Genomic DNA, 25685 nt, shown 5'->3' with positions numbered 1-25685 from the left:
GGGTGCATCCATCATAGAACCCGCCGGCTCCCGGGGCGGTGACGGCTGGCGGCTGGATGCTGACAGACGGCCGGGTGCTGACAGGCGCCGGTACCGCCTCAGACGGAGCGCGCGATGGCGTCGCCGATCTCGGCGGTGCTCCGCACGGCCCCGCTGTCCGCCCCTCCGCCTGCCCCACCACGCGCCGCGATGTCCGCGTACACGGCCTCGTTGATGCGGCGGGCGGCCTCGGGGCGGCCAGCGTGCTCGAGCAGCAGGGCACCGGAGAGGATGGCCGCCGTCGGGTCGGCCTTCTGCTGGCCGGCGATGTCCGGGGCGGAACCGTGGACCGGCTCGAACATGGACGGCGCGGTGCCGGAGATGTTGACGTTGCCGGAGGCGGCCAGGCCGATGCCCCCGGTGACAGCCGCGGCGAGATCTGTGAGGATGTCTCCGAACAGGTTGTCCGTCACGATGACGTCGAAGCGGGCCGGGTCTGTGGTCATGAAGATGGTGGCGGCATCGACGTGCATGTAGTCGTGGGTGACGTCCGGGTGCTCGGTGGCCACGGCCTCCACGGTGCGGCGCCACAGGTGTCCGGCGTGGACCAGGACGTTGTGCTTGTGCACCAGGGTGACGTGCCGGCGTTCCCGGGTGGCGGCCAGGGCGAAGGCATGCCGGACCACGCGCTCCACACCGAAGGCGGTGTTGATGGAGACCTCGGTCGCGATCTCCTGTGCCGTGCCGGTCCGGATGGCTCCCCCGTTGCCCACGTAGGGGCCTTCGGTGCCCTCACGGACCACCACGAAGTCGATGTCCCCGGGGTGGGCCAGCGGGCTCGGGACGCCAGGGTAGAGGCGGGAGGGGCGCAGGTTCACGCCGTGGTCGAGCGAGAACCGGAGCTTGAGCAGCAGCTCGCGTTCGATCAGCCCAGAGGGGATCCGGGTGTCGTTGGGGGCGGCACCGACGGCGCCGAACAGGATGGCGTCATGTCCGCGCAACTGCTCCAGCGCCTCGTCGGTGAGGGTCTCCCCCGTCGCGAGCCAATGGGCGGCCCCGAGGGTGTACTCGGTGGCCCTGATCTCGGCGTCGCCGGCGGCAGCCGTGGCGGCGCGCATGACCTTGACGGCCTCGGCGGTGACTTCCGGGCCGATCCCGTCGCCGCCGATGACGGCGAGATCCAGGGCGGTGGCCGCACCGGACGTGGTGGCAGACGGAACGGTGGCGGAGGCGGTGGTGTCCATGGCGACAGGCTAGGCCGACACCGTGACGAGCGTCCACCATGTGGTCGGGCAGTCCACATGGTGGACATGGCCTCAGTTGGCGCCCTGCTCCTCGTGCCGCGGGAAGACCGGCTGGGGCGCGGGCAGGGAGCTGCGCGGCACCAGGGCCTCGTCCCAGGCAGCGAAGGAGCGCGGGCCGGCGCCTGAGGCACCGGTGCGGCCGGCGTCGCCGCTGCGGGCGATGCCCAGCAGGTCCAGCAGCTTCGCCGCGGACCCCGGCATGACCGGTTGTACGAGCAGCGCCACACGGCGCACGGTCTCCAGGGTCACGTAGAGCACCGTGGCCATCCGGGCAGGGTCGGTCTTGCGCAGCACCCAGGGCTGCTGCTCGGCGAAGTAGGCGTTCGCATCGCCCAGCAGCGCCCACGTGACCTCGAGGGCGTGGTGGTAGTCCTGCACGCCATAGTCCGCGCGTGCCGTGTCCAACAGGCCGGCGGCCGCGTCCAGCAGGGCACGGTCCGCCGCGGTGTACTCCCCCGGCTGGGGCACCGCACCGTCCAGGTTCTTGGCCACCATGGACAGGGACCGCTGGGCGAGGTTACCCAGGTTGTTGGCCAGGTCCGCGTTCTTTCGCCCGACGACGGCCTCGTGGCTGTACGAGCCATCGGCACCGAAGGGGAACTCGCGCAGCAGGAAGTAGCGCACGGCGTCCAGGCCGTAGTGCTCGACCCACTCCGCGGGGCCGACGACGTTGCCCAGCGACTTGGACATCTTCTCGCCGTTGTTGTTGAGGAAACCGTGGATCATGACCCGCCGGGGCAGCTCGAGCCCGGCACTCATCAGGAAGGCCGGCCAGAAGATGCAGTGGAACCGCGAGATGTCCTTGCCGATCACGTGCAGGTCGGCGGGCCAGAAGCGGAACTGCTCCGAGTCCTCAGCCGGGAAGCCGGCACCGGTGAGGTAGTTGGTCAGGGCGTCCACCCAGACGTACATGACGTGGTCCTGCGTGGGCCGGTTCCCGGAGCCCTCGGCGGGGGCCGGGACGTCGATCCCCCAGTCGAAGGAGGTCCGGGAGATGGACAGGTCCTCCAGGCCGGACTCGACGAAGCGGATGACCTCGTTGAACCGGGACTGCGGCGCGGCGAAGTCAGGCCGGGTGCGGTACAGCTCGAGCAGCCGGTCCTGGTACTGGGACAGCCGGAAGAAGTAACTCTCCTCCTCCGTCCACGTCACCTCGGTGCCGGTCTCGGTGGCATAGCGCTTCCCGTCCTGGCGGACCTCGGTCTCGTCCTCGCCGAAGAAGCGCTCGTCCCGGACGGAGTACCAGCCGGAGTACTGGTCCAGGTAGATGTCCCCGGCGGCCTCCATGCGACGCCAGATCTCCTGGACCGCCGAGGTGTGGTCGGCATCTGTGGTGCGGATGAACCGGTCGTAGGAGATGTCCAGCACCTCGTCGTCGACCGCCTTGAACGCCGCCGAGTTCCGGGTGGCGAGCTCCAGGGCCGTGATGCCCTCGGCCTGCGCCGTCTGCTGCATCTTCTGGCCGTGCTCGTCCGTGCCGGTCAGGAAGTACACGTCCTTGCCATCCAGTCGCTGGAACCGGGCCATCACGTCCGTGCCGACGAACTCGTAGGCGTGCCCGATGTGGGGCTCGCCGTTCGGGTAAGAGATGGCGGTCGTCAGGTAGTACGGCTCCCGCTCGGGGGTCTGGTTCTGGGGCTCGGCATCCGGAGAAGTCACCCGTCGAATCTATCGCATCGCCGACGCCGGCCGGGCCGGCTCAATGCCCCGCCGGCGGCCGGCGTGCCACGTCAGTTGCAGCCCGCTGGCGGTTTCGCTGACCGACCCGTTGGTCTCCCGGTTGGTCTGCCGGTTGGTCTGCCGGTTGGTCTGCCGGTTGGTCTGCCGGTTGGTCTCCCCACCGGAAGTCAACCGGACGGCGGCCATTGGTGCGACCACCAGGAGGGCGGAGCCGGTGAACTCCAGCAGTTCCTCCACGTGATAGCTCGCCACGTAGGCCCACGAGTCCAGCGGCACCCCGACCCCCACCACCACGGCCTCGGCACCGAGCGCCCCGAGGAAGAACACCACGATGCCCAGCACGTACAGCGCCATGGACGGGGCCGGCAGCACGCGGGCGCACAGCCACAGGAACACGACGACGGCGCCGGCCACCGGCACGCCCAGCATCAGCCACTCGAAGGCCGGCAGCGGGTTGTCCCCCACGAGCCGCCGCCACAGCCCGTCCAGCCGCTCGTGGATGCCGGCGAACTCGTCAAGGGACATCATGGCCAGCAGCGCTCCCAACCCGCTCCAGGCGGCCCAACCACCGCGGCCGTCCAGACGCGCGGGGCGGCGCAGCAGTCCGACGGCGACGCTGAGGGCACCGGCCATCAACAGCAGGCCCGCGTTCCACCAGGTCGGCAGGTTGCGCTCCCCGGCCACGTCGAAGAACACCCGCACCGGGGAGGTCCGGTCCACGGGTCCGGCCCCCAGGACCAGGGGCACCACCGCGGAGAGGATGACCAACGCCAGTCCGGCGGCGAGCAGGAACCACAGGGTGGGCTGCCACCACGGGCGCGTGCCTCCGCCGCGCGCGGCAGAACGAGCCTCGGACTCCCCGTGGGCCTTTGGGTGCCCTGGTACCTCGGGGGCCTCTGGATGCTCTGGGGCCTCTGTCTTCTGCATGGCAGAAGTCAAGCATTCGCGGATGAGAGCGTGATGAAGGACACGCTGGGAGGGTCAGTCCTCCAGGTCGATGCCGGCCACCTTCGAGGCGCCGATGGCGTTGCCGAGCTCCTCGGCCACGCCGGAGGGCAGGGTGGCGTCCAGGGTCAGCAGGGCCAGTGCCTCCCCGCCCTCCTCCTGGCGGGACACGTCCATGCCGGCGATGTTCACGCCGGCGTCGCCGAGGACCTGGCCGATGGTGCCGATGACGCCCGGACGGTCGGTGTAGCGGAACACGAGCAGGTGCTCCGCCATGGGGACCTCGAGCTCGTAGCCATCGATGCCGACGACCTTCTGCACCTGCTTCGGCCCGGTCAGGGTGCCGGCCACGGAGATCTGGGTGCCGTTGGAGGTGGCGCCCTTGACGGTGACGGTGTTCCGGTAGGCCGGGGATTCGGCGGTGGTGGTCAGCCGGGATTCGACGCCGCGCTGCTCGGCCAGGACCGGAGCGTTGACATAGGAGACCTGGTCCGAGACGACGTCCGTGAACACGCCCTTGAGGGCGGCCAGTTGCAGGGACTTCACGTCCTTGTCCGCGATCTCACCGGCGACCTCGAGCTCCACCACGGTGAGCGAGTCTCCCGTGGACAGTGCCGTGAGGATGCGGCCGAGCTTCTCGGCCAGCGGGATCCCGGGACGGACGTCCTCGTGGATGACGCCGCCGGCCACGTTGACGGCGTCCGGGACAAGCTCGCCGGCCAGCGCCAGGCGAACGGACTTGGCCACGGACACGCCGGCCTTCTCCTGGGCCTCCTCGGTGGAGGCGCCCAGGTGCGGGGTGACCACGGCGTTGTCATGGGCGAAGAACGGCAGGTCCACGGCGGGCTCGGAGGAGAAGACGTCGATGGCCGCGCCACCGATGATGTCCGCCTCGAGGGCACGGTGCAGGGCGTCCTCGTCGATCAGGCCGCCGCGGGCGACGTTCACCACGAAGGAGGTGTCCTTCATGATTCGGAACTGCTCGTCCGAGATCATGCCGAGTGTCTCCGGGGTCCGCGGCATGTGGATGGTGATGAAGTCCGATTCGGCCAGCAGCTCGTCGAGGGACAGCAGCCGGGCACCGATCTGCTGGGCGCGGGCGGAGGTGACGTACGGGTCGTAGGCCAGGATCTCCATGCCGAAGGAGCGCATGCGCTCTGCCACCAGCGAGCCGATGCGGCCCAGGCCGATGATGCCGAGCTTCTTCTCGTAGAGCTCGACCCCCGAGTACTTGGACCGCTTCCATTCGCCGCCCTTGAGCGCACGGTTGGCCGGGGCGATGTTGCGGGCCACCCCGAGAATGTGGCCACAGGTCAGTTCTGCGGCCGAGAGGATGTTGGAGGTCGGGGCGTTGACGACCATGACGCCGGCCTGGGTGGCGGACTTCGTGTCCACGTTGTCCAGCCCGACTCCGGCCCGGGCGATGACCTTCAGGTTCGGAGCGGCCGCGATGGCCTCGGCGTCCATCTTGGTGGCCGAGCGGACCAGCACCGCGTTGGCCTCCGGCAGGGCCGCCAGCAGCTGAGCCCGATCCGCACCGTCCGTGGTCCTGATCTCGAAGTCCGGACCGAGCGCGTCCACCGTGGCCGGGGAGAGTTCTTCAGCAATGAGGACAACGGGCTTGGTCTCAGACACGGGTCAATCACCTTCGGGTAGTCAGGGATGCCGACCGCGCTGGCTCGGGTCGGCCGTTTCGATTCTAGGGGTAGGCAGGGATGGTCGGCGGTCCGCAGAGCGGCCCGGTGGCCGGCCTGAGGGACGACGACGGCCCCTCGCCAACGCTTTCAGTCGACTTCGCGTGGGTTCCGGGCTCTAAGACCCACGCGAAGTCGACTGAAAGCGGTCAGTGGTGCGGGCTCGATCAGCGGGCCGCGGTGCCCTCGGTGTAGTCGTCGTCGGAGTCCTTCAGCCAGGAGAACATCTGGCGCAGCTCGCGGCCGGTCTTCTCGATCGGGTGGGCCTCCCCGGCGGCGCGCAGCTTCTTGAACTCGGGGCCGCCGGCGGCCTGGTCGTCCATGAAGCGCTTGGCGAAGGTGCCGTCCTGGATGTCGGCCAGCACGGCCTTCATGTTCTCCTTGACGGACGGGTCGATCACACGCGGGCCGGAGACGTAGTCGCCGTACTCGGCGGTGTCCGAGACGGACCAGCGCTGCTTGGCGATGCCGCCCTCGACCATCAGGTCCACGATGAGCTTGAGCTCGTGCAGGACCTCGAAGTAGGCGATCTCCGGCTGGTAGCCGGCCTCGGTCAGGGTCTCGAACCCGTACTGGACCAGCTGGGAGGCGCCGCCGCAGAGCACAGCCTGCTCGCCGAAGAGGTCGGACTCGGTCTCCTCGGTGAAGGTGGTCTCGATGACGCCGGCGCGGGTGCCGCCGATGCCCTTGGCGTAGGCCAGGGCGAGGTTCTTGGCGTTGCCGGTGGCGTCCTGCTCCACGGCGACCAGTGCCGGCACGCCGCGGCCGGCCTCGAATTCGCGGCGGACCACGTGGCCCGGGCCCTTCGGGGCGACCAGGGCGACGTCCACGCCGGCCGGGGGCTGGATGTAGCCGAAGCGGATGTTGAAGCCGTGCGCGAAGAACAGGGCGTCGCCGTCCTGCAGGTTCGGGGCGATGTGCTCGTTGTAGACCGCGCCCTGGACCTGGTCCGGGGTCAGGATCATGATGAGGTCCGCTTCAGCAGCGGCCTCGGCCACGGAGACGACGCGCAGGCCCTCGGCCTCGGCCTTGGCACGGGACTTCGAGCCTTCGGCCAGGCCGATGCGGACGTCGACACCGGAATCGCGCAGGCTCAGGGAGTGCGCGTGGCCCTGGGAGCCGTAGCCGATGACGGCGACGGTGCGGCCCTGGATGATCGACAGGTCGGCGTCGTCTTCGTAGTACTTGGTGGTCGTCACAGGAAATCTCCTCGTTGTGGATGTCTGTTGGATGAGATGGTTGGGATTGGTTCTGAGTTCAGCTCTTGGGGAGAGCGCGGTCGGTCATCGACTTGCCCCCGCGCCCGACGGCGATGGTGCCGGAGCGGACGAGCTCACGGATCCCGAAGGGCTCCAGGACCTCGAGCAGGGCGGACAGCTTGTCGGCCGCGCCGGTCGCCTCGATGGTCACCGAGTCCGTGGAGACGTCCACCACGGATGCGCGGAAGAGCTCGACGGCCTGGACCACCTGGGACCGGGACGCGGCATCGGAGCGAACCTTGACCAGCAGGTGGTCGCGCTGGACGGAGCCACCGGACGAGAGCTCGACGACCTTGATGACGTTGATGAGCTTGTTCAGCTGCTTGGTCACCTGTTCCAGCAGGTCGCCCTCGGCGTCCACCACCACGGTGATGCGGGACAGCCCCTCGAGCTCCGAGGTGCCCACGGCCAGGGAGTGGATGTTGAAGGCCCGGCGGGCGAAGAGGCTGGCGACGCGCGTCAGCACGCCCGGCACGTCCTCCACCAATACGGACAGCGTGTGTCGTGCCATGGGTCAGTCCTCCTCGTCCCAGTCCGGGGTCATATCCTTGGCCACTTGGATCTCGCTGTTGCCCACGCCGGAGGGAACCATCGGCCACACCATGGAGTCTCGGGAGACCACGAAGTCGACGACCACCGGGCGGTCGTTGATCGCCAGGGCCTGTTCGATCGTGGCGTCCAGGTCCTCCTCGTTCTCGCACCGCAGGCCGACGCAGCCGTACGCCTCGGCGAGCTTCACGAAGTCGGGCACCCGGATGGTGTCGTGCCCGGTGTTCAGATCCGTGTTCGAGTAGCGGGACTCGTAGAACAGGGTCTGCCACTGCCGGACCATGCCCAACGAGGAGTTGTTGATGATCGCCACCTTGATCGGGATCTTGTTGATCAGGCAGGTGGCCAGCTCCTGGTTGGTCATCTGGAAGCAGCCGTCTCCGTCGATGGCCCAGACCACGCGGTCCGGATTGCCGACCTGGGCACCCATGGCTGCGGGGACCGCGAAGCCCATGGTCCCGAGGCCGGCGGAGTTCAACCACTGGTGGGGGCGCTCGTACTGGACGAATTGGCTGGCCCACATCTGGTGCTGACCCACCCCGGCCACGTACACGGCCTCGGACCCGGAGTGCGCGGAGAGGCGCTCGATGACCTTCTGCGGGCTCATCAGTCCGTCCTCGGTGGGCGTGTAGCCCATCGGGTAGGTCTCGCGGAGTCGGTTCAGCACGGTCCACCACTCGGCCAGGTCCGGCTTCCCGGCCTCGGCATGGGTGTCCCGCACGGCATCGGTGAGCTCGGGGATGATCTCCTTGACCGAACCCACGATCGGCACGTCCGCCGTGCGGTTCTTGGAGATCTCGGCCGGGTCGATATCGGCGTGGATGACCTTGGCCTTCGGCGCGAAGGAGTCCAGTTGGCCCGTGACGCGGTCGTCGAAGCGGGCCCCGAGTGTGATCAGCAGGTCGGACATCTGCAGGGCGGAGACGGCTGCCACGGAGCCATGCATGCCCGGCATGCCGAGGTGCTGCCCATGGGAGTCCGGGAAGACGCCACGCGCCGTCAGGGTGGTCACGACCGGCGCGCCGGTCAGTTCGGCGAGCTCGGCCAGTTCGACGCTGGCATGGCCGCGGGAGACGCCGCCACCCACGTACAGGACCGGACGCTCGGCCAGCTGGATGAGCCGGGCCGCCTCCCGCACCTGCTTGGAGTGACCGCGGAGCACCGGCCGGTAGCCCGGCAGGTCGATCTTCGGGGGCCAGGAGAACTCCATCATCGCCTGCTGGGCGTCCTTGGCCACGTCCACCAGGACGGGGCCGGGACGGCCGGTGGTGGCGATGTGGAAGGCCTCGGCCATGGCCTGGGGGATGTCGGCGGCCTTCGTGATCAGCCGGGAGTGCTTGGTGATCGGCATGGTGATGCCGACGATGTCAGCCTCCTGGAAGGCATCGGAGCCGATGGCCGTCGAGGCGACCTGACCCGTGATGAACACGCAGGCCTGGGAGTCCATGTGGGCGTCCGCAATGGCCGTCACGAGGTTGGTGGCACCGGGACCCGACGTGGCGATCGCCACGCCGGGCCGGCCCGACGCCAGGTAGTAGCCCTGTGCCGCGTGGCCCGCGCCCTGCTCGTGGCGCACCAGGATGTGGCGGATGGTGGTGGAGTCCATCAACGGGTCGTAGGTCGGCAGGATCGCTCCGCCCGGGAGCCCGAAGACGTCCGTCACACCCAGTTCCTCCAGCGCCCGCACGATCGCCTGTGATCCGGTCATCTGCACCGGCTCGACGACTCTGTTGAGGCCGGGGACCAGACTGTCGGCCGGCGACTCGTTCCTGTCCCGCTTGTCACGGGCCGTATGGGATGGCATCACCGACGGGGTGATGCGAGATCCGTTGCTCATTGCTGTGCCTTCTTCGTCACTGCTAGTCCGATGGCTACTCAAAGCCTCTTGGGTGCCCGGCCCGGGTGTCCCCCGGGTCGTCCGCCTGCTGGCGGAGAAACCAGTGAAGCCGATGTGATGGCCGGCCTCGTTCCGCTTCCCCAACAAAAAAACCCCGACGGCGGCCGGTTGGCCTACTCGGGGTTTCGCGCCTGGCAGCGGGCGAACCCGCCGTACCGAACCGTGGTTCAGGCCAGGCGCTGGATAACGACGACTAGTCGTGTGTTGGACATGCGACCAGTATCCCCGAGTGGGTGCTTACCGTGTCAATCTACCGGACACCCGTCTCACATCATGAGACGGGTGTCCGGTCCTTGGACAATCAGCCGAGGTAGGCGCCCTCGGCGGCGGAGTGCACGAGCTTGGCGTACTTGCCGAGCACCCCGGTGGTGAACTTCGGCGGGATCGGCTCCCAGCCGTCCTTGCGAGCCTCCAGCTCGTCCTCCGGAACGAGGAGGTCCAGGGTGCGGGCGGCGATGTCCACGCGGATCCGGTCGCCGTCGCGCACGAAGGCGATGGGGCCGGCGTCGGACGCCTCCGGGGCCACGTGGCCGATGCACAGGCCGGTGGTACCGCCGGAGAAGCGGCCATCCGTCAGCAACAGGACGTCCTTGCCCAGGCCGGCGCCCTTGATGGCCCCGGTGATGGCCAGCATCTCGCGCATGCCCGGGCCACCCTTGGGGCCCTCGTAGCGGATGACGACGACGTCGCCCGCCTGCAGCTCGTTCGCCTCGAGAGCGTCCATGGCCTGGCGTTCGCGCTCGAAGACGCGGGCATTGCCCTCGAAGACGTCGGCGTCGAAACCAGCAGATTTCACCACGGCGCCCTCGGGAGCCAGGGACCCCTTGAGGACGGCGAGCCCACCGTTGTGGTGCAGCGGGTTGTCCAGGGCACGCAGGACCTTGCCGTCCAGGTCCGGGGGCGTGAGGTCCGCCAGGTTCTCGGCCACGGTCTTGCCCGTGACGGTCAGCGCGTCGCCATGGATGAGTCCGGCATCCAGCAGTGCCTTCATGACCACGGGAACGCCGCCGACCTTGTCCACGTCCGTCATGACGTACTGGCCGAAGGGCTTGAGATCACCCAGGTGCGGAACCTTGTCACCGATGCGGTTGAAGTCGTCGAGGGTGAGGTCGACGCCGGCCTCACGGGCGATCGCGAGCAGGTGCAGCACCGCGTTGGAGGAACCGCCGAAGGCCATGGTCACGGCGATAGCGTTCTCGAAGGCCTTCATGGTCATGATGTCCCGCGAGGTGATGCCCAGGCGCAGCAGGTTGACGACGGCCTCGCCGGACTTGCGGGAGAAGGCGTCGCGGCGTCGGTCGGCCGAGGGCGGGGCGGCGGAGCCGGGCAGGGACATGCCGAGTGCCTCGCCGATGCAGGCCATGGTGTTGGCCGTGTACATGCCGCCACAGGCACCCTCCCCCGGGCAGATGGCCCGCTCGATGGTGTCCAGGTCCTTCTCGCTCATCAGCCCGCGGGCGCACGCGCCCACGGCCTCGAAGGCGTCGATCAGGGTGACCTGCTTCTCCGTGCCGTCCTCCAGGGTGGCGTACCCCGGCATGGTGGACCCGGCATAGATGAACACGCTGGCCACGTCCAGACGGGCGGCGGCCATCAGCATGCCCGGCAGCGACTTGTCACAGCCGGCCAGCAGCACGGAGCCGTCCAGGGCCTCGGCCTGCATCACGGTCTCCACGGAGTCGGCGATGACCTCACGGGACACGAGCGAGTAGTGCATGCCATCGTGGCCCATGGAGATGCCGTCCGACACGGAGATGGTGCCGAACTCGAGGGGGTAGCCGCCACCGGCGTGGACACCCTCCTTGGAGGCCTGTGCGAGGCGGTCCAGGGAGAGGTTGCACGGGGTGATCTCGTTCCAGGAGCTGGCGATGCCGATCTGGGGCTTGGCGAAGTCGTCGTCGCCCATGCCGACCGCGCGGAGCATGCCGCGTGCGGGGGCGCGCTCCATTCCGTCGGTGACCGCGCGGGAGCGTGGCTTGATGTCCGGGGTGGAGGCGCCGGAGTTGCCTCCGCCCTCCGAACCGCCGGGAAGGGTGGTGTCTGCGGTGGGGGTGGTCATGGGCAACATCCTAGGACCGCCCGCCACGGTCCGGCCCCACGTGACACCACACACGACTCCCCACGCACGACACCCCGCACACGACACCCCGCGCACCACCCACCCGCAGCATCGTGGCTATCCGTAGACTGGCCCCATGGACGGCGAAGACCTGAAGCACCTGCTCCGCGGGGTTTTCGACACCCGCGTGTTCAACCACGGCGACTTCAATCTCGTCTACGCACAGCCCTCCGGCGCCGGCAATCCCTGGACGATCGGGTATCGCCGGCAGCCCCTCGAGCTACTGCTGTGCCCGGTTGACCTGGATGCCTTGCCCGAGGTCCCGGCCGACACGTCCATCGCGACGGTGGCCCTGGGCAACGTGGCCACCCTGGCGGACACGGGCACCGGCTACCAGGTCGAGACCGTGACCGGCTTCCGGACCTGGTTTGAGGTCTCCGGGGCGCCCCGGGTGCCACTGCCCGAGAACCTCCGTGCCCACCTCACGGCTCTCAGGCCCGGTTCTGAGGAGGGCGACGACGGCACCCTGGTTCTGGAGCAGGACGAGGACGCCGAGGACTTCCACCAGTTCATGTCCCATTTCATGGACACCCTGGAGTCCTACTACGCCGAGACCGGTGAGACCGTCGGCAGTGGGGAAGCCGGCGATGAGACCGGCTATGAGACCGACGAGACCCCTGAGCCGGCCGCGTCCGGAGACCACCGCCCGTAGTGGCGAAGGCCACGCCTCTGCCAATTTCGCGTCCACCACGGTTCTCTGCTAAAGTTTTTCCTCGTTGCACGGACCGTTTACCGGTCCAAAACAACAGGCACCTCTAGCTCAACTGGCAGAGCAATTGACTCTTAATCAATGGGTTCCGGGTTCGAGTCCCGGGGGGTGCACCCCACCAGAAGGGCCCCGGTCACAGGACCGGGGCCCTTCTGCAATTCCGTCTGAAATCTGGTCTCTCCGTCACCGGCACGAGCGCTCCCACGAAGGCGCCGCCGGCATCGTTGTGAGAATCGACACGCCCGGAGCACTGTCCGTTCACCTTCAGGTCTACCTCCCGTGCCCAAAGCGTGCCACGCTATCGGCTATCGACAGTCGCTGCGATGAGGGAAGATCGAGGTAAACCGGATCGTGAAGCATGGATGGGCACCTGCTGGTGCTGCAACAACGGCACTGGTTCTGCTCGCGGTCTCCGGAGGAGTGGGCACGTCGATGGCTCTTCCGTCACGGGGGACAGAGCTTCCCTCCACCGCATCGGCGGCCGCGACGGACTCCACCCACGGCCAAGAAGCGCAACGAGGATCCACCTTCCTCCTTCCCGGTTCGCTTGCCCCCGCCACGGCAGGCCCTTCCGACGGCGGATCCCCCGGGGACCTCGCCCCGGTGGTGAACGGTTCCTTTGCCACCGCCCAGAGCGCCTATCCCGGATCCTTCGTCGTCCTCTCGGCCTCACAACAGCAGACGCTGCAGGAACGGACCGGGTCCGCTGACGCCGCCTCCGGCCACGTTCCGGCTTCGGCTCATCGAGGCGCGATCCCCGGCATCAACGTGGTGATGGACCATCCCGTGTCCGGGCCCATCTCGCTCAGCTCCGCCTTCGGCTGGCGCGTCAACCCGACCAACATCGGTCCAGCCATGCAGTTCCACATCGGTCAGGACTACCCGGTGGCTTGTGGCACTCCGGTCCGGGCCTCTGCGGATGGCACCGTGCGCTTCGCCGCGGACCGGGGTACGTCCGGACTGCGGATCGACCTCGACCACGGAGACGGCCTGGCCACCGCCTATCACCACAACTCGGTGCTCCTGGTCTCCGCCGGCGACCGAGTGACCCGGGGTGACGTGATAGCCCTGGCCGGGACGACCGGCAACTCCACCGGTTGCCACGTCCACTTCGGCATCACCCTGGACGGCCGATATCTGGATCCCTCCCTCGTGCTGCCGGCCGTGGCGGGCCAGCCGGCCGCCCTCACCCCGGAGGACCTGAAACGCATCCGCAACGCCTCCCACGGCAATCCGACGACGGCCCCGCCGACCAGCATCGCGTCCGGCTCGAAGGACTCCACCTCTGAAGCCGAGCGTTCCGACCCGCAGAAGCAGGAAGGGCAGAAGCCGAGCACGCAGGAAAGCGGCAGGAACGGGTCCAGGGCGCCTCGGCCAGATGCCCCGCCGGCGAAGGCACCCGAACGGCCCACCGATGGCTCGGCCTCACGGCCCGCGCCCCCGTCGGCCACAGCGCAACCGAAACCGAACCCGTCCAAGCCCGCCCCGACCTCCAAGCCGACGGCTCCGCAGCCGAGCGTCACCGCCAAGCCCTCGACGCCTGCCCCCACTCTCACGACTCCTCCAACATCCACGCCCAAACCAACAGCGGAACCGACGCCAGCACCGACACCATCTCCGCCGGAGCCCACGTCCACACCATCGCCGACCACCCCGACACCCGCTCCGACGCAGCCACCGAAGCCATCAGCAACCCCGTCACCCGAGCCGCCATCGGCAGCGCCCACTGACCCAGCGCCCACCCCTGAGGCTCCGGCCGCTCCGAAGGCCCTGGACGAGGTCGAGGCAGCCCGCTGGTGTGTGGACCTGGACCCGGACGACTTCAACGGCGGCTTGGACATCACGGCCGACACCGTGCTGACCGAGGTCATCGCCGTGCTGAGCGCGGCCGGCGACCCCGAGCAGGTGGATGCACGCCGCCTGGCAGAGGTGGACCCCAGCACCGCCTGGCTGGAAGCCCTCCCCGCATGTTCGGATGAGGACTTCCTCACAGCAGCTTCGTCGGCCACCTCGGCGCCAGCGACGTCCTGAGCACCGACGTCGGGGTGAGAATCCTGTACCGACGGCGTACCGCCTGCTCGCTGCGGAAACGTCGCACATCGGGGGAAGCCCTACAGTGGTGCGCATGACTGATCAGCAGCGACTCGCCCCGGGTGACACGGCTCCCGCCTTCAGCTTGACCGACCAGGAGGGCAATACCGTCGCCCTCGCCGACTACGCCGGCCAGCGCGTCATCGTGTATTTCTACCCGGCTGCTGCCACGCCCGGCTGCACCACCCAGGCCTGCGATTTCCGCGACAACCTCGCGGCATTCACGGCAGAGGGCTTCGCCGTGGTGGGAATCTCCCCCGACGGGCCTGCCAAGCTGACGAAATTCGCCGAGGCCGAGGCGCTGGCCTTCCCGCTGCTCTCGGACGAGGACCACGCCGTGGCCGCGGCCTACGGTGCCTGGGGCGAGAAGAAGAACTACGGACGGACCTACGAGGGCCTGATCCGCTCCACCGTGGTGGTCGGCACCGACGGCGCTGTGGAACTGGCCCAGTACAACGTCCGGGCGACGGGACACGTGGCCAAGCTCCGCCGGGATCTCCAGCTCGCCTGAGTCACCTCAGGACCGCCCCGGGGCGTGTCAGGGAGGCATCGGCGCCGCCGACCTTTCCTGTCCTCGCTACCTCGGGCCCACGACGGATCCGCGTCCGCCCCAGCGGGTATGATGGGCCGTTGTTCCCGTCAGCGGGGACCTGCGGGCGTGGCGGAATTGGCAGACGCGCTGGATTTAGGTTCCAGTGTCTTCGGACGTGGGGGTTCAAGTCCCCCCGCCCGCACCAGAAGTACCAGACCCTTTCACCTCAGTTTCAGGGAGGCCCGGACGCGTGGAGATCTCGCGCCGCACCGTCATCACGTCCCTGGCGGCGGCGTTCGTCTTGCCGATGACCGGGTGCGCGGCCCAGATCCGCAGCGAATCCGCTCCGGAAGGCTCCACTCCGCCGCCATCGGCGCCCCCCGCTCCTGCCACGGTGCCCGTGACCATCGGCGTTCCGGCCCGGCCCCAATCGCTGGACCCGTCCCTCACCGTGGACGCCGAGTCCCATCGCAGCACGCGCCAGGTCCTGGAGACGCTCCTCGGAGTCGATCACAACACAGGTGCCCCGATCCCCTACCTGGCCAGTGACTGGACCGTCACCGACGACGGTCTGCGCTACACCTTCTCCCTCGCCCCGGATGTCGAATTCCACGACGGCACCGCGTTGACCGCCGAGGTCGTCGCGGCCAACTTCGAGCGGTGGGCCCGATTGCCCGGACTCCTGGGGCAGGACCGACTGGACCGACTGCCCCGCCTGGCCTTCGCCTCCGTCTTCGGTGGGTATGCCGGAGACGAGCAGTGCCGCTACGTCGAGTGCCAGACCGTCGGTGAACGGACGGTGTCCCTCGTCCTGTCCGAACCGATCGTCTTCCTCGCGGCCGCGCTCACTTCCCCGCCGTTCGGCCTCAGCTCGCCCGACTCATGGGTCGAGTTCGACCGTGCCCTGGCGGAGACTGAGCCCGGCAAGCTCCCGGAGGCCCGGCCGGCAGGAACCGGCCCGTTCCGCTGGGGTGCAGCACCGGCAGACGGGGCCGGCAAGGCCGACGGTGCAGACGGGGCCGGCAAGGCCGACGGTGCAGACGAGGCCACCGGCGAGCACCTGCTGGTACTGGAAGCCGACCCTGACTACCGTGACGGGCCCTCCGCCGTCGGACCGGTGACCCTGTCGATGATCACCGGAGCCCAGCAACGGCTCCGGGAGTTGCGCCGCGGGCGCCTCGATGCCTTCGATTACGTCTCCCCGTCCACCCTGCGCCCCCTCGTGCAGGGAGGCGCGCAGGTGCTCCAACGGGATCCCTTCTCCGTCCTGTACCTGGGGATGAACACCCAGCATCCGATCCTGGGCCAGCTGTATGTCCGTCAGGCCGTGGCGCACGCCCTCGACCGGAGGGCCCTGGCTGAGGAGTATTTCCTGGCGGGGTCTTCACAGGCCGACGAGTTCGTCCCGCCGTCCCTGGGGGTGGCCCATCCGGAGTTGACGACCTACGGTTATGACGCCGAGAAGGCCCGGGGGTTGCTGGAATTGGCCGGATACCGCGGTGAGCCGTTGGAATTCCTGTACCCCGTGGAGACGTCACGGCCCTACTTGCCCTCCCCGGAACCCGTGTATGCCCGGATCGCCGAGGACCTGGCGAACGTCGGTCTTGTCCTGGAGCCGGTACCCGTCCGGTGGGAGGACGGCTATCTTGACCGGCTCAACGCGGACACCGGCCGGGCCTTCCACCTGTCCGGCCGAACCGGCGAGTACCGCGATCCACACCACTTCCTCGAGCCGCTCTTCGGCAGTCACTCCACCGAATTCGGCTACTCGAACCCGTTCGTGGTCGAGACCCTGACCGAGGCCGTGTCCAGCAGGCATGCCGAGACCCGCACAACCCTGTACCGGCGCAGTGCGGAATCGCTGGCGCTGGACCTACCCGCCCTGCCCCTGGTGTATCCGATCTCCGCCGTCGCCTCGGGACACACGCTGGTCTCCTACCCGACCTCTCCGGTCTTGGACGAGCGTTTCGACCGGATCGTACCCGTGGATCAGAGCGGTCCGCGCCGGTAGTAAAGTCAAGGGCAGACCCCTATCTGTCACCCATCCGTAACCCTGGGAGAGAATCGTGAGCCAGCAGTCTGCCGCAACCACCTACGACGTTGTCCTGGTGGGGGGTGGCATCATGAGCGCCACGCTGGGGACCTTCCTGCAGCAGCTGCAGCCGGACTGGTCGATCGGCCTGTTCGAGAACCTCAACCAGGCCGGTCTCGAGTCCTCCGACCCATGGAACAACGCCGGCACCGGCCACGCTGCCCTCTGCGAGCTGAACTACTCCCCGCTGGGCGCCGATGGTACGGTCGATCCGACCAAAGCACTGGCCATCAATGAGCAGTTCCAGGTCAGCCGCCAGTTCTGGTCCTATCTGGTCAACGAGGGCAAGCTCGGCGAACCGAAGACCTTCATCAATCCCCTGCCGCACATGAGCTTCGTGTGGGGCAACGATCACGCCGACTACCTCAAGACTCGCCACGAGTCCCTCAGTGCCCATCCCCTGTTCGAGACCATGGAGCACACGGAGGACCCGGATACCATCCGCGATTGGGCCCCGCTGCTCATCGACGGCCGCAAGGATGGCCAGCGGCTGGCCGCCTCCCGCCAGACCAATGGCACGGACGTGGACTTCGGCTCGTTGACCCGGCAGCTGACCACGAACCTGGCCAATTCCGGGGTGGACGTGCGCTTCGGCCACAAGGTCACCTCCGTGGACCGCGGCACCGACGGCCGATGGGAACTCAAGGTCAAGAACAAGGCCGCCGGCGAGTCCTTCACCGCCCGAGCCCGCTTCGTCTTCCTGGGGGCCGGCGGCGGCGCCCTGCACCTACTGCAGTCCTCCGGCATCCCCGAGGGCAAGGGCTTCGGGGGCTTCCCCGTCTCCGGCAAGTTCCTCAAGTGCACTGACGAGTCGATCGTCAACCAGCACATGGCCAAGGTCTACGGCCAGGCCTCAGTCGGCGCCCCGCCGATGTCCGTTCCGCATCTGGACACCCGCTTCGTGGACGGACGCCGTTCGCTGTTGTTCGGCCCCTACGGCGGATTCTCCTCGAACTTCCTGAAGTCCGGCTCCTACCTGGACCTGCCCCTCTCGGTCCGGGCGCACAACCTGTTGCCGATGCTCAACGTCGCCAAGGACAACGTGGATCTGGTCAAGTACCTCGTCACCGAGGTCACCAAGAGCCAGGCCAAGAAGGTTGACGCCCTCCAGGACTTCTACCCGCTCGCCAACGGCGGCGACTGGGAGATGATCACTGCAGGCCAGCGTGTGCAGGTCATGAAGAAGGACCCGAAGAAGGGCGGCGTGCTGCAGTTCGGCACCGAGGTCGTCACGGCGGGCGATGGCTCGATCGGCGCCCTGCTGGGTGCCTCCCCGGGCGCGTCGCAGGCGGCTCCGATCATGGTCGGGCTGCTGGAGAAGTGCTTCCCCGCCATGATGGAGGCGTGGAAGCCCAAGCTGCAGGAGATGATCCCTTCCAGCGGTCACCGGCTCAACGAGAACCGGACCCTGATGGAAGAGGTTGAGCAGGCCACCAACGCCGCGCTCAAACTCGCCTGACCGGCCCCACCCGGTCCGGCACACGGACCTGAAGGTGTGAACCCTGCTGGGTCTTCTGCACCTCGAGCCGGTAGCCGATGTCCTGCTTCATCCGGTCGACGTGGCTGACGATGCCGATGGTACGGCCACCGGCCTGCAGTCCGTCCAGTACGTCCATGACGTCGGCCAGGGTGGCGGTGTCCAGGGATCCGAAGCCCTCGTCCACGAACAGGGTGTCCATGTCCACACCCCCGGCCTCGGCCTGCACGGTGTCCGCCAGTCCCAAGGCCAGGGCCAGCGAGGCCATGAACGTCTCCCCGCCAGACAGGGTCGAGGCGGCCCGCTCATCCTCGGTATACCGGTCGAACACCGTGATATCGAGCCCGCGGATGCCGCGGCCCCGGGCCGAGTCGTCGTGGCGCAACTCGTACCGGCCCTGGGTCATGCCCAGGAGCCGTTCCGTGGCGGCTGCCACCACCTCCTCCAGGCGACCGGCCAGCACATAACTGCCGAGAGTCATCTTGTACGAGTTCTCCCCGGCGCCGCGGACGAGCCTGAGCAGCCCCTCCGTCTCTTCGAGATCCGCCACTTGTCCGGCCGAGCGGTCGGCGACCTCGGTCAGCACGCCGGCCTGCCGGCTCGTCTGCCGGTGCAGTGACTCCAACACACCGACCCGTTCGCCCGCGGCATCGCGATGTTGCGTGGCAGCGTCCAGGGCAGCCTCGTGCTGCGCCACCTCCTGCTCCGACGGCGGTTTGGTGCCGCCCTGGAGAAGCTCACGTCCGCGTTGCACCGTCTCACTGGCGGCCAGCTCGGCCAAGCGTGCCTCCTCGTGGTCCCAGTCCCGGACGGAAGCCGCGAGTCGAGTCTCCTCCTCGGCCGGTAATACGGCGGCACGAACGTCCTCGACCGTGGCAAAGGGACTCGCCCCGAGTTCAGCGGCGAGGTGTTCGGCGGCTTGGAGGGCCAGTGACCGATGGGTGGCTTCGGCGGCCGCAGCCGCAACCACGGCGTCCACGAGTTGCTTGGCAGCCTCCAGTTCCCGACGCACCACAGCAAGGTCGGTCCGGCCGTCCAAGGCTTCTGCCACCACCCGGCGGAGGCGGTCGATGTCCTCGTCCGCCGCCGTCAGCCGGGTCTGCGCCGCGGCGAGGTCGCCGCGAGCCGTCTCGGCCACCTTGGCCTGGACCAGCTGGTCTTTTTCGTTCTGCTGCACAGCGGTACGGGCCAACTCGAGGTCCCGGGCGGCTTGTTGTGCGGCAGACACCGCATCCTGGGCCTGGCTCAAGGCCACCTCGGCGTCCTGCGGTGACAGGCCCGCCGAGGCCAGTCGGCTGGATTCCGCCGTGCGTCGCGCCTCGTCCACGGCGGCCTCAGCGCGCCGTCGAGCCGCTGTGAGCCCGTCCATGTCCTGACGCGCCCGGTCCTGGGCTTCGGCGGAGATCTCGGCGTCGCCCGGTGCCGCCGGTGACGGGTGGTCCACTGACCCGCAGACCTGGCACGCCTCGCCGTCCTGCAAGGCAGCCGCCAGCAGTGAGGCGGCCCCGGCCAGCCGACGTTCGACGACGTCCTGCCAGGCATCCACGGCCGCCTGGGCCCGGTCGGTGGCAGTCCGCAGGGAGTCCTCGGCGGCCGCCCTGGCGTGGTGGTCCCGCTCATGGGCCAGTGCTGCTTCCTTCCGGGCGGTGGCCTGTTCGAGCAGCAACCGAGCGGGGCCCAGGCCCGCGGCCGGACTGGCCAGGTCCTCGAGGCGCTGGTGCAGGCTTCGCTGCGCTGCCACCAGCTCGTCCCGTTCGGCCTCGGCCGCAGTGGCCGTGCGGTTCGAGACCTCGATGGAGTCGACCAGCCGTGCGCGCTCTGCCTCGGACCGGGTCAGGGCTGCGGCGTCCCGCTCGCGGTCGGCCAGCTGGTTGAGGTCCCGTTCGGCCCGTTGGCGCAGGTCGTCGAAGCTGGAGGCCAGGCCGGTCGATGCCTCACCCCCGTCCCGGTCCCAGGCCCGGTCCAGGGCTCGGTCCAGGGCTCGGTCCCATGCCAGACACTGTTCATCGGCCCACGCCCGTTCCAGGGCACGGTCCAGAGCCGCACGATGCTCCCGGTGGGCGTCCTCGGCCGCTCGGGCCTCCGTGGCCCTGCGGTTCACGGGCACTGCCGCCCGGTGCTGTTCGACGGCGGACCGGGCGGAAACCGTGGGGTTCCGTTGTTCCTCGTGGCGGCTGGTCCGGTCCGCCCAGGCCTGTGCGGCCTGCAGGTCCTGCCGGGTCCGGCTCACCGAGTCCACGGCTCGTTGAGCGCGGGACGCCTCCACCACGGCATCGTGGCGTGCGGCCCGGGAGGCTTCGAGGGCAGCGGCCACGGCAGCGGTCGACTGGGACACGAGCTCGGCGTCCGGCCACCCCTCCGGCTCGGTTTCGGAGTCCCACCAGCCCTCTCCCAGTCCGTCCTGCAACGAGAACAGGAGATCCTGGCGGGCCGTGGCCACGAGATCCCGGTCCCGCCGCGCAGCTTGTTCCAGAGCCTGTTGCCGTGCGGCCAGGGACGTCGCGACCCCGTCGTACCGGCCCGTGCCGAAAAGCTTACGGAGCAGCGTTTCCTTGTCCTGGGATCCGGCCTTCAGGAAGGCGGCGAATTCCCCCTGGGGCAGCAGCACGACGCGCATGAACTGCTCGGCGTCCAGGTACAACTCCTGGCGCAGCAGCTGGCCGATCTCGTCCGCCCGCACGGAGACCTCGACCCACTCACCGTCCCGGAATTCACGGAGCACCGCACCGGCCTTCTCCTCGGTCAGGGTGATGCCGGCCTCTCCCTGGCGTTGCCGCTTGGCCGGACGCCGGTACTTCGGCCACCGCAGGACCTCGAAGTTCCGGGCGCCAATGGTGAAGTCCAGCAGGACCTCGGGCCGCGTCCCGATCGGGGACTGGGTACTCGCCAGTCCCTCGGCGCTCCGGCCACCGGGGACCGTTCCGTAGAGCGCGAAGCAGATCCCGGCCAGCACGGTGGACTTACCGGCACCGGTGGGGCCGTCGAGCAGGAACAGGCCCGCCTCGTTGAGTTCGGAGAAGTCGACGTTCTCCCGTCCGGCGAAGGGGCCGAAGGCCTGCAGCTCGAGTCGGTGGATCCTCATGCGGCACTTCCTTCGTCCCCGAGCTCGGTCCTGCTCTCCGCCAACGCCGTCGTCAACAGTGCTGTCTCGGACGCTGACGCTGGGCGCTGCCGCACGTGCTCCACGAATCCGGTGCATACCTCGAGGTCCGTGGTCGCGGCGGCCAGCCGGGCGGCGTAGGTCGACTTCACCGCTGCCGCGCCAACCTCGGGATCGAGAACGAAGTTCAACAGCCCGTCGAAGCGCTCCTTGAGCCGGCGGTAGGCCTGCGGGGGGCGCAACGGGTCCGTGACGGTGATCTGGCACCAGCGGTCCTCCGCCCACGCGTGGTCCGGGTTGTCCATCAGGTCCTCGATCCGTCCACGCAGGACGGCCAGCTTCCTCCCGGCGGACCAGTCCACGGTCTCGACGCCCGTCACCGTGCCTCCTGCCGTCCTCACGAGCAGTCCGCCCTTGGTGTGGTTGGCCTCGGAGAAGGAGTACGGCAGCGGTGATCCCGAGTACCGCACGGTCTCCGCCATCCGCTGGCGGCCATGCAGGTGGCCCAGCGCCACGTAGTCGATGCCTTCGAAGACCGAGACCGGTACCTGTCCGAGGGTGCCCACGAGCAGCTCCTCCGACGGACAGTCCGCCCGTCCCTCCTGGTTCTCGGTCTCTTGGTCCTCGGGCGCCTGGTTCTCGGTTTCTTGGTTCTCGGTTTCTTGGTTCTCGGGCGCCTGGTTCTCGGTTTCTTGGTTCTCGGGTGGCTGGCCTTGGAGGACATCCGCGCCGATGTCCCGCTCACTGTCCGACCCGGCACCACCGGCGGCGAAGAGATGCGCCATGGCGATCACGGCGGCCTCCTGGTCCTGGCCGCCGAACCGCGCCTCGGCGTCCTCCCGGATCCTTCGCACCGCTTCGGCCGTCACCGCCGTGTGGTTCGGGTCCACCTCCCACACCTGGCCGGCGTGCCGGGGTTCGAGGTAGGGCACACCGTAGACGGCGACCAGGCCGCCGTCGGGATCCTCCAGCACCACCGGCGCGGTGACCTGGTCCATCCGGGTCCGGAAGTGCACCCCGGAGGCGCCCATGAGGTGGCCGCCGAAGCCCAGCCGGATGGCGGAATCGTGGTTCCCGCTGGTCAGCACCACGGCCGCCCCGGCGCTCACCAGCTCCGCGAGGGCCCGATCGAGGACCTCCACGGCATCAGCGGCGGGCAGGGCACGGTCATACACGTCACCGGACACCACAACCAGGTCCACGCCCCGTTCCCGGACCGTGGCAGCCATCTGGTCAAGGACCTCACGCTGTGCCTGGAGCAGGCCGGTTCCGTGGAACGAACGGCCCAGATGCCAGTCAGAGGTGTGCAGGATCAACATGGACACCACGCTATCCGTCACACAGGACGCGTTTGGCACTTCTCCACAGCCGTGGTCCTGCCGATGTGGTCCTGCGATGTGGTGATGTGGTCCTGCCATGCCGCCGGCAGTGCCTACGATGGAGATCATGAGCGAATCCGCCGCGCCATCCTCCCCCACCTACCCCTCACGGGTGCTGGGCCTGCTGACCGGCGGTGCCGCCGGGGACGCCCTGGGCTACACCGTCGAGTTCTCCTCGCTGCCGCAGATCCGCGCCGAGCACGGTGGCGGCGGGCTGACGCACCCCCTCCAAGTGCCCGCCATCCGCGCGGGCGGGACGATCCCCATCAGCGACGACACACAGATGACGCTCTTCGTCCTTGACGGTCTGCTGGACTGGATCGAGTGGGCCAACGAGGGCTCCATGGCCGATCCCGCCGCCTGCGTGTGGCTCTCCTGCCTGCGCTGGTACCGCACCCAGACCGGCACCCTCCCTGAGGGAGCCCCCGAGCCGCCCACGCGCTGGCTCGAGGAACACCCGGAGATGCACGTGCGCCGAGCCCCCGGCAATGCCTGCCTGTCCGGCCTGTCCTCGCGTGACATGGGCCTGCCCCACCAACCGCAGAACCCAGAGTCGAAGGGCTGCGGGACCGTCATGCGTTCGGCCCCCTACGGCATGGTCCCCGGCCTCGAGGACACCATGGTCGTCTCCCTCGCCCGCCGGGGCGCCGTCCTGACCCACGGCCACCCGGCAGCATGGACCTCGGCCGCCGCCTTCGGCCTGATGATCTCCCGGCTCATGGCCGGGCACGCGGTTGACGCGTCCGTCACCGCCGCGCTGGAGTGGCTGGACACCGTGCCCGACGACGGCGGCACGGCCGCGGCGGTCCGTGCGGCCGTCGCTCTGGCCGGGTCTCGCGGGCCTGGCGGATCTGACGGGCCTGACGAATCCGCCGGGGGCGGTGCTGTCCCCGCCGCACTGGGCGAGGGCTGGGTGGCCGAGGAGGCCTTGGCCATCGCGGTCTACGCCGTGCTGGTGACTGGCGGTGCTGTGGATCCCGCACAGGCTGCGGCACTCGACGGTGGCGATGCGGCGGTGGACCCGGACGTCGAGGCGCTGGCGCCCGTCGATTTCCGCGCGGCGCTGCATTTCCGCGCTGCCCTGCACCTGGCCGTCAACCACGGCGGCGATTCCGATTCGACCGCCTCCCTGGCCGGTCAGCTCCTCGGGGCCCGCTATGGGATGAACATCTTTCCCGACGCCGCCGTTCCGGCATGGATCGGCGAGCGGGAGATCGTGGCCGAGGCCGCCGAACGCTGGATCGCCGCGACCAGCTGAGCCGAGGCGCGATCCGAGGCCGACCTTTCTAGACCGACCTCAGAGTCCGACGCTGATGTACTTCGTCTCCAGGAACTCGTCGATGCCGCTGAACCCGCCCTCGCGGCCCACCCCGGACTCCTTGACACCGCCGAAGGGCGCCGCCGGGTTGGAGACCACCCCGCGGTTGAGGCCGACCATCCCCGTCTCCAGTGCGTGGCTGACGCGGAAGCCGCGCGCCAGGTCGGTGGTGTAGAGGTACGAGACCAGCCCGTAGGGGGTGTCGTTGGCGATCGCCACGGCCTCCTCCTCGGTGTCGAACTCGGAGAGCGCGGCCACGGGCCCGAAGATCTCGGCGCTGCACATCTCGGCGTCCGCCGGCACCCCGGTGAGCACCGTCGCCGGATAGTAGTGGCCCGGCCGGTCCACGGCCTGGCCGCCCAGCCGCACCTCGGCCCCGCGCCCGACGGCGTCGCGCACGAGTTCGGCGACCTTGTCCACGGCCCCGGCGTTGATGAGCGGCCCCACGACCACACCGTCCTCCACGCCGCGCCCCAGCGGTAGCTCGGCCATGCGCCGGGTGAGCCGATCGGCGAAGTCCGCGGCCACCGAGCGCTGGACCAGGATGCGGTTGGCGGCGGTGCAGGCCTGGCCGATGTTGCGCATCTTGGCCTGCATCGCCCCCTCCACTGCGGCGTCCAGGTCGGCGTCCTCGAAGACCAGGAACGGGGCGTTGCCACCCAATTCCATCGAGGTGCGCATGACGGTCTTCGCGGCGAGCTCGAGCAGTCCCTTGCCCACCTCGGTGGAGCCGGTGAAGGAGAGCTTGCGGGACCGCGGGTCGAGGATCAGAGGGGTCATCACGTCGTTGCTGCGCTTCGTGGTGACCACGTTGACCACCCCGTCCGGGACCCCCGCGCGGACGAGGATCTCGGCCAGGGCCAGGATGGACAGCGGCGTGTGGGAGGCAGGCTTGATGACGCAGGTGCATCCGGCGGCCAGGGCCGGGCCGATCTTGCGGGTCCCCATGGCCAGGGGGAAGTTCCACGGTGTGATGAGGATGCAGGGCCCCACGGGCTCGCGGGCCACCAGGAAGCGGGAGTCGCCGGCGGGGGCGGTCATGTAGCCCCCGTCGATCCGCACCGCCTCCTCGGCGAACCAACGGAAGAACTCGGCCGCGTAGGCCACTTCACCGCGGGCCTCGGCCAAAGGCTTACCCATCTCCAGGGTCATGATCAACGCCAGCCGGTCGGTCTCCTCGACCATGAGCCGGTGGGCCCGGCTCAGGATCTCGCTGCGCTGCCGTGGCGGGGTCGCCGCCCAGTCGGCCTGGGCTGTGGCCGCGGCATCCAAGGCGGCCGCGGCCTCCTCCGGGCTGGCATCGGCCACCTCGGTCAGGACCGCTCCCGTGGACGGGTCCTCCACGGGCATGGTCCGGGCGGTGGTCCGCCACCGACCGCCGGCGAACACGCCGGTCGGGACGGAGGCGATGGCTGCTGCCTCGGTGGCTGAAGAGGGGGTTGACTGGCGCATGTGCTGCCTCCGCGTCGTGGATCCTTGCCGGTCAGCCCATCGTAGAAGTACTGTCAACACCCAACCGCAGCCACCGACCCAGCACCCACTCCTCGACCGGAGGCTCATC

The 25685-nt window shown here is 69.1% G+C and carries 17 protein-coding genes and 2 tRNA genes; 8 read left to right on the top strand and 11 right to left on the bottom strand.

The genetic code is table 11. The annotated features are described in order from the left end of the window. Positions 1 to 98: 98 nt before the first annotated feature. The 8 genes from AB0333_RS15410 to ilvD all read right to left on the bottom strand — a co-directional run bounded on the left by AB0333_RS15410 (position 99) and on the right by ilvD (position 11366). Entirely contained in the window at positions 99 to 1223 is a 1125-nt protein-coding gene (locus AB0333_RS15410; protein ID WP_366219570.1) for a 3-isopropylmalate dehydrogenase, read from the bottom strand. A gap of 72 nt (positions 1224 to 1295) precedes the next feature. Continuing rightward, positions 1296 to 2942 carry a methionine--tRNA ligase gene (gene metG / locus AB0333_RS15405; RefSeq protein WP_366219569.1) on the bottom strand — a complete coding sequence of 549 codons (1647 nt, stop codon included), beginning with the start codon at positions 2940 to 2942 and terminating at the stop codon, positions 1296 to 1298. 71 nt (positions 2943 to 3013) lie between these two features. Further along, positions 3014 to 3124: a PT domain-containing protein gene (locus tag AB0333_RS15400; protein ID WP_366219578.1), complete on the bottom strand. Its 111-nt coding sequence runs from the start codon at positions 3122 to 3124 to the stop codon at positions 3014 to 3016. 820 nt (positions 3125 to 3944) lie between these two features. Then, positions 3945 to 5543, bottom strand: coding sequence for a phosphoglycerate dehydrogenase (gene serA / locus AB0333_RS15395; protein WP_115930966.1), 1599 nt, complete (start codon positions 5541 to 5543; stop codon positions 3945 to 3947). 226 nt (positions 5544 to 5769) lie between these two features. Then, positions 5770 to 6801: a ketol-acid reductoisomerase gene (gene ilvC, locus AB0333_RS15390; protein WP_115930965.1), complete on the bottom strand. Its 1032-nt coding sequence runs from the start codon at positions 6799 to 6801 to the stop codon at positions 5770 to 5772. Positions 6802 to 6859: 58 nt separating this feature from the next. Further along, positions 6860 to 7372, bottom strand: coding sequence for an acetolactate synthase small subunit (gene ilvN, locus AB0333_RS15385; protein ID WP_115930964.1), 513 nt, complete (start codon positions 7370 to 7372; stop codon positions 6860 to 6862). A gap of 3 nt (positions 7373 to 7375) precedes the next feature. Then, complete coding sequence (locus AB0333_RS15380; RefSeq protein ID WP_366219568.1) at positions 7376 to 9247, bottom strand: acetolactate synthase large subunit; 1872 nt, start codon at positions 9245 to 9247, stop codon at positions 7376 to 7378. 361 nt (positions 9248 to 9608) lie between these two features. Further along, positions 9609 to 11366, bottom strand: a complete 1758-nt coding sequence (gene ilvD / locus AB0333_RS15375; RefSeq protein WP_366219567.1) for a dihydroxy-acid dehydratase — start codon at positions 11364 to 11366, stop codon at positions 9609 to 9611. A 136-nt stretch (positions 11367 to 11502) separates the two neighbouring features. On the opposite strand from ilvD, the gene AB0333_RS15370 reads away from it, so the two are divergent. From AB0333_RS15370 to AB0333_RS15340, 7 genes are all read left to right on the top strand, one after another. After that, positions 11503 to 12078, top strand: coding sequence for a hypothetical protein (locus AB0333_RS15370; RefSeq protein ID WP_245952036.1), 576 nt, complete (start codon positions 11503 to 11505; stop codon positions 12076 to 12078). Between the two features lie 97 nt (positions 12079 to 12175). Next, positions 12176 to 12248 (top strand) — tRNA-Lys (locus AB0333_RS15365). A 319-nt stretch (positions 12249 to 12567) separates the two neighbouring features. Beyond that, the gene (locus AB0333_RS15360) at positions 12568 to 14166 is read left to right on the top strand and encodes a peptidoglycan DD-metalloendopeptidase family protein (RefSeq protein ID WP_366219566.1); all 1599 of its coding nucleotides are present in this window, start codon (positions 12568 to 12570) and stop codon (positions 14164 to 14166) included. 94 nt (positions 14167 to 14260) lie between these two features. Beyond that, positions 14261 to 14737, top strand: coding sequence for a thioredoxin-dependent thiol peroxidase (bcp, locus tag AB0333_RS15355; protein WP_115930962.1), 477 nt, complete (start codon positions 14261 to 14263; stop codon positions 14735 to 14737). Positions 14738 to 14878: 141 nt separating this feature from the next. Continuing rightward, a tRNA-Leu gene (locus tag AB0333_RS15350) sits at positions 14879 to 14963 on the top strand. Between the two features lie 45 nt (positions 14964 to 15008). Further along, entirely contained in the window at positions 15009 to 16769 is a 1761-nt protein-coding gene (locus AB0333_RS15345) for an ABC transporter substrate-binding protein (protein WP_115930961.1), read from the top strand. A 55-nt stretch (positions 16770 to 16824) separates the two neighbouring features. Next, the gene (locus AB0333_RS15340; protein ID WP_115930960.1) at positions 16825 to 18309 is read left to right on the top strand and encodes a malate:quinone oxidoreductase; all 1485 of its coding nucleotides are present in this window, start codon (positions 16825 to 16827) and stop codon (positions 18307 to 18309) included. Here the strand turns inward: AB0333_RS15340 and AB0333_RS15335 are convergent. Together AB0333_RS15335 and AB0333_RS15330 are read right to left on the bottom strand one after the other, a co-directional pair. Beyond that, positions 18296 to 21409 (bottom strand): AAA family ATPase, encoded by a 3114-nt coding sequence (locus AB0333_RS15335; RefSeq protein ID WP_366219565.1) that lies wholly within the window; start codon positions 21407 to 21409, stop codon positions 18296 to 18298. The genes AB0333_RS15340 and AB0333_RS15335 overlap by 14 nt on opposite strands. Continuing rightward, positions 21406 to 22746 (bottom strand): exonuclease SbcCD subunit D C-terminal domain-containing protein, encoded by a 1341-nt coding sequence (locus AB0333_RS15330; protein ID WP_366219564.1) that lies wholly within the window; start codon positions 22744 to 22746, stop codon positions 21406 to 21408. Before AB0333_RS15330 ends, AB0333_RS15335 begins: the two co-directional genes overlap by 4 nt. A 127-nt stretch (positions 22747 to 22873) precedes the next feature. On the opposite strand from AB0333_RS15330, the gene AB0333_RS15325 reads away from it, so the two are divergent. After that, positions 22874 to 24064 (top strand): ADP-ribosylglycohydrolase family protein, encoded by a 1191-nt coding sequence (locus AB0333_RS15325; RefSeq protein WP_245952035.1) that lies wholly within the window; start codon positions 22874 to 22876, stop codon positions 24062 to 24064. 39 nt (positions 24065 to 24103) lie between these two features. On the opposite strand, the gene AB0333_RS15320 is transcribed toward AB0333_RS15325, so the two are convergent. Then, positions 24104 to 25576 carry an NAD-dependent succinate-semialdehyde dehydrogenase gene (locus AB0333_RS15320; RefSeq protein WP_115930957.1) on the bottom strand — a complete coding sequence of 491 codons (1473 nt, stop codon included), beginning with the start codon at positions 25574 to 25576 and terminating at the stop codon, positions 24104 to 24106. Positions 25577 to 25685: the final 109 nt, after the last annotated feature.

The organism is Citricoccus sp. NPDC079358, assembly GCF_040702545.1.
GTDB lineage: Bacteria > Actinomycetota > Actinomycetes > Actinomycetales > Micrococcaceae > Citricoccus.
This window is presented reverse-complemented; position numbering and strand designations above follow the sequence as displayed.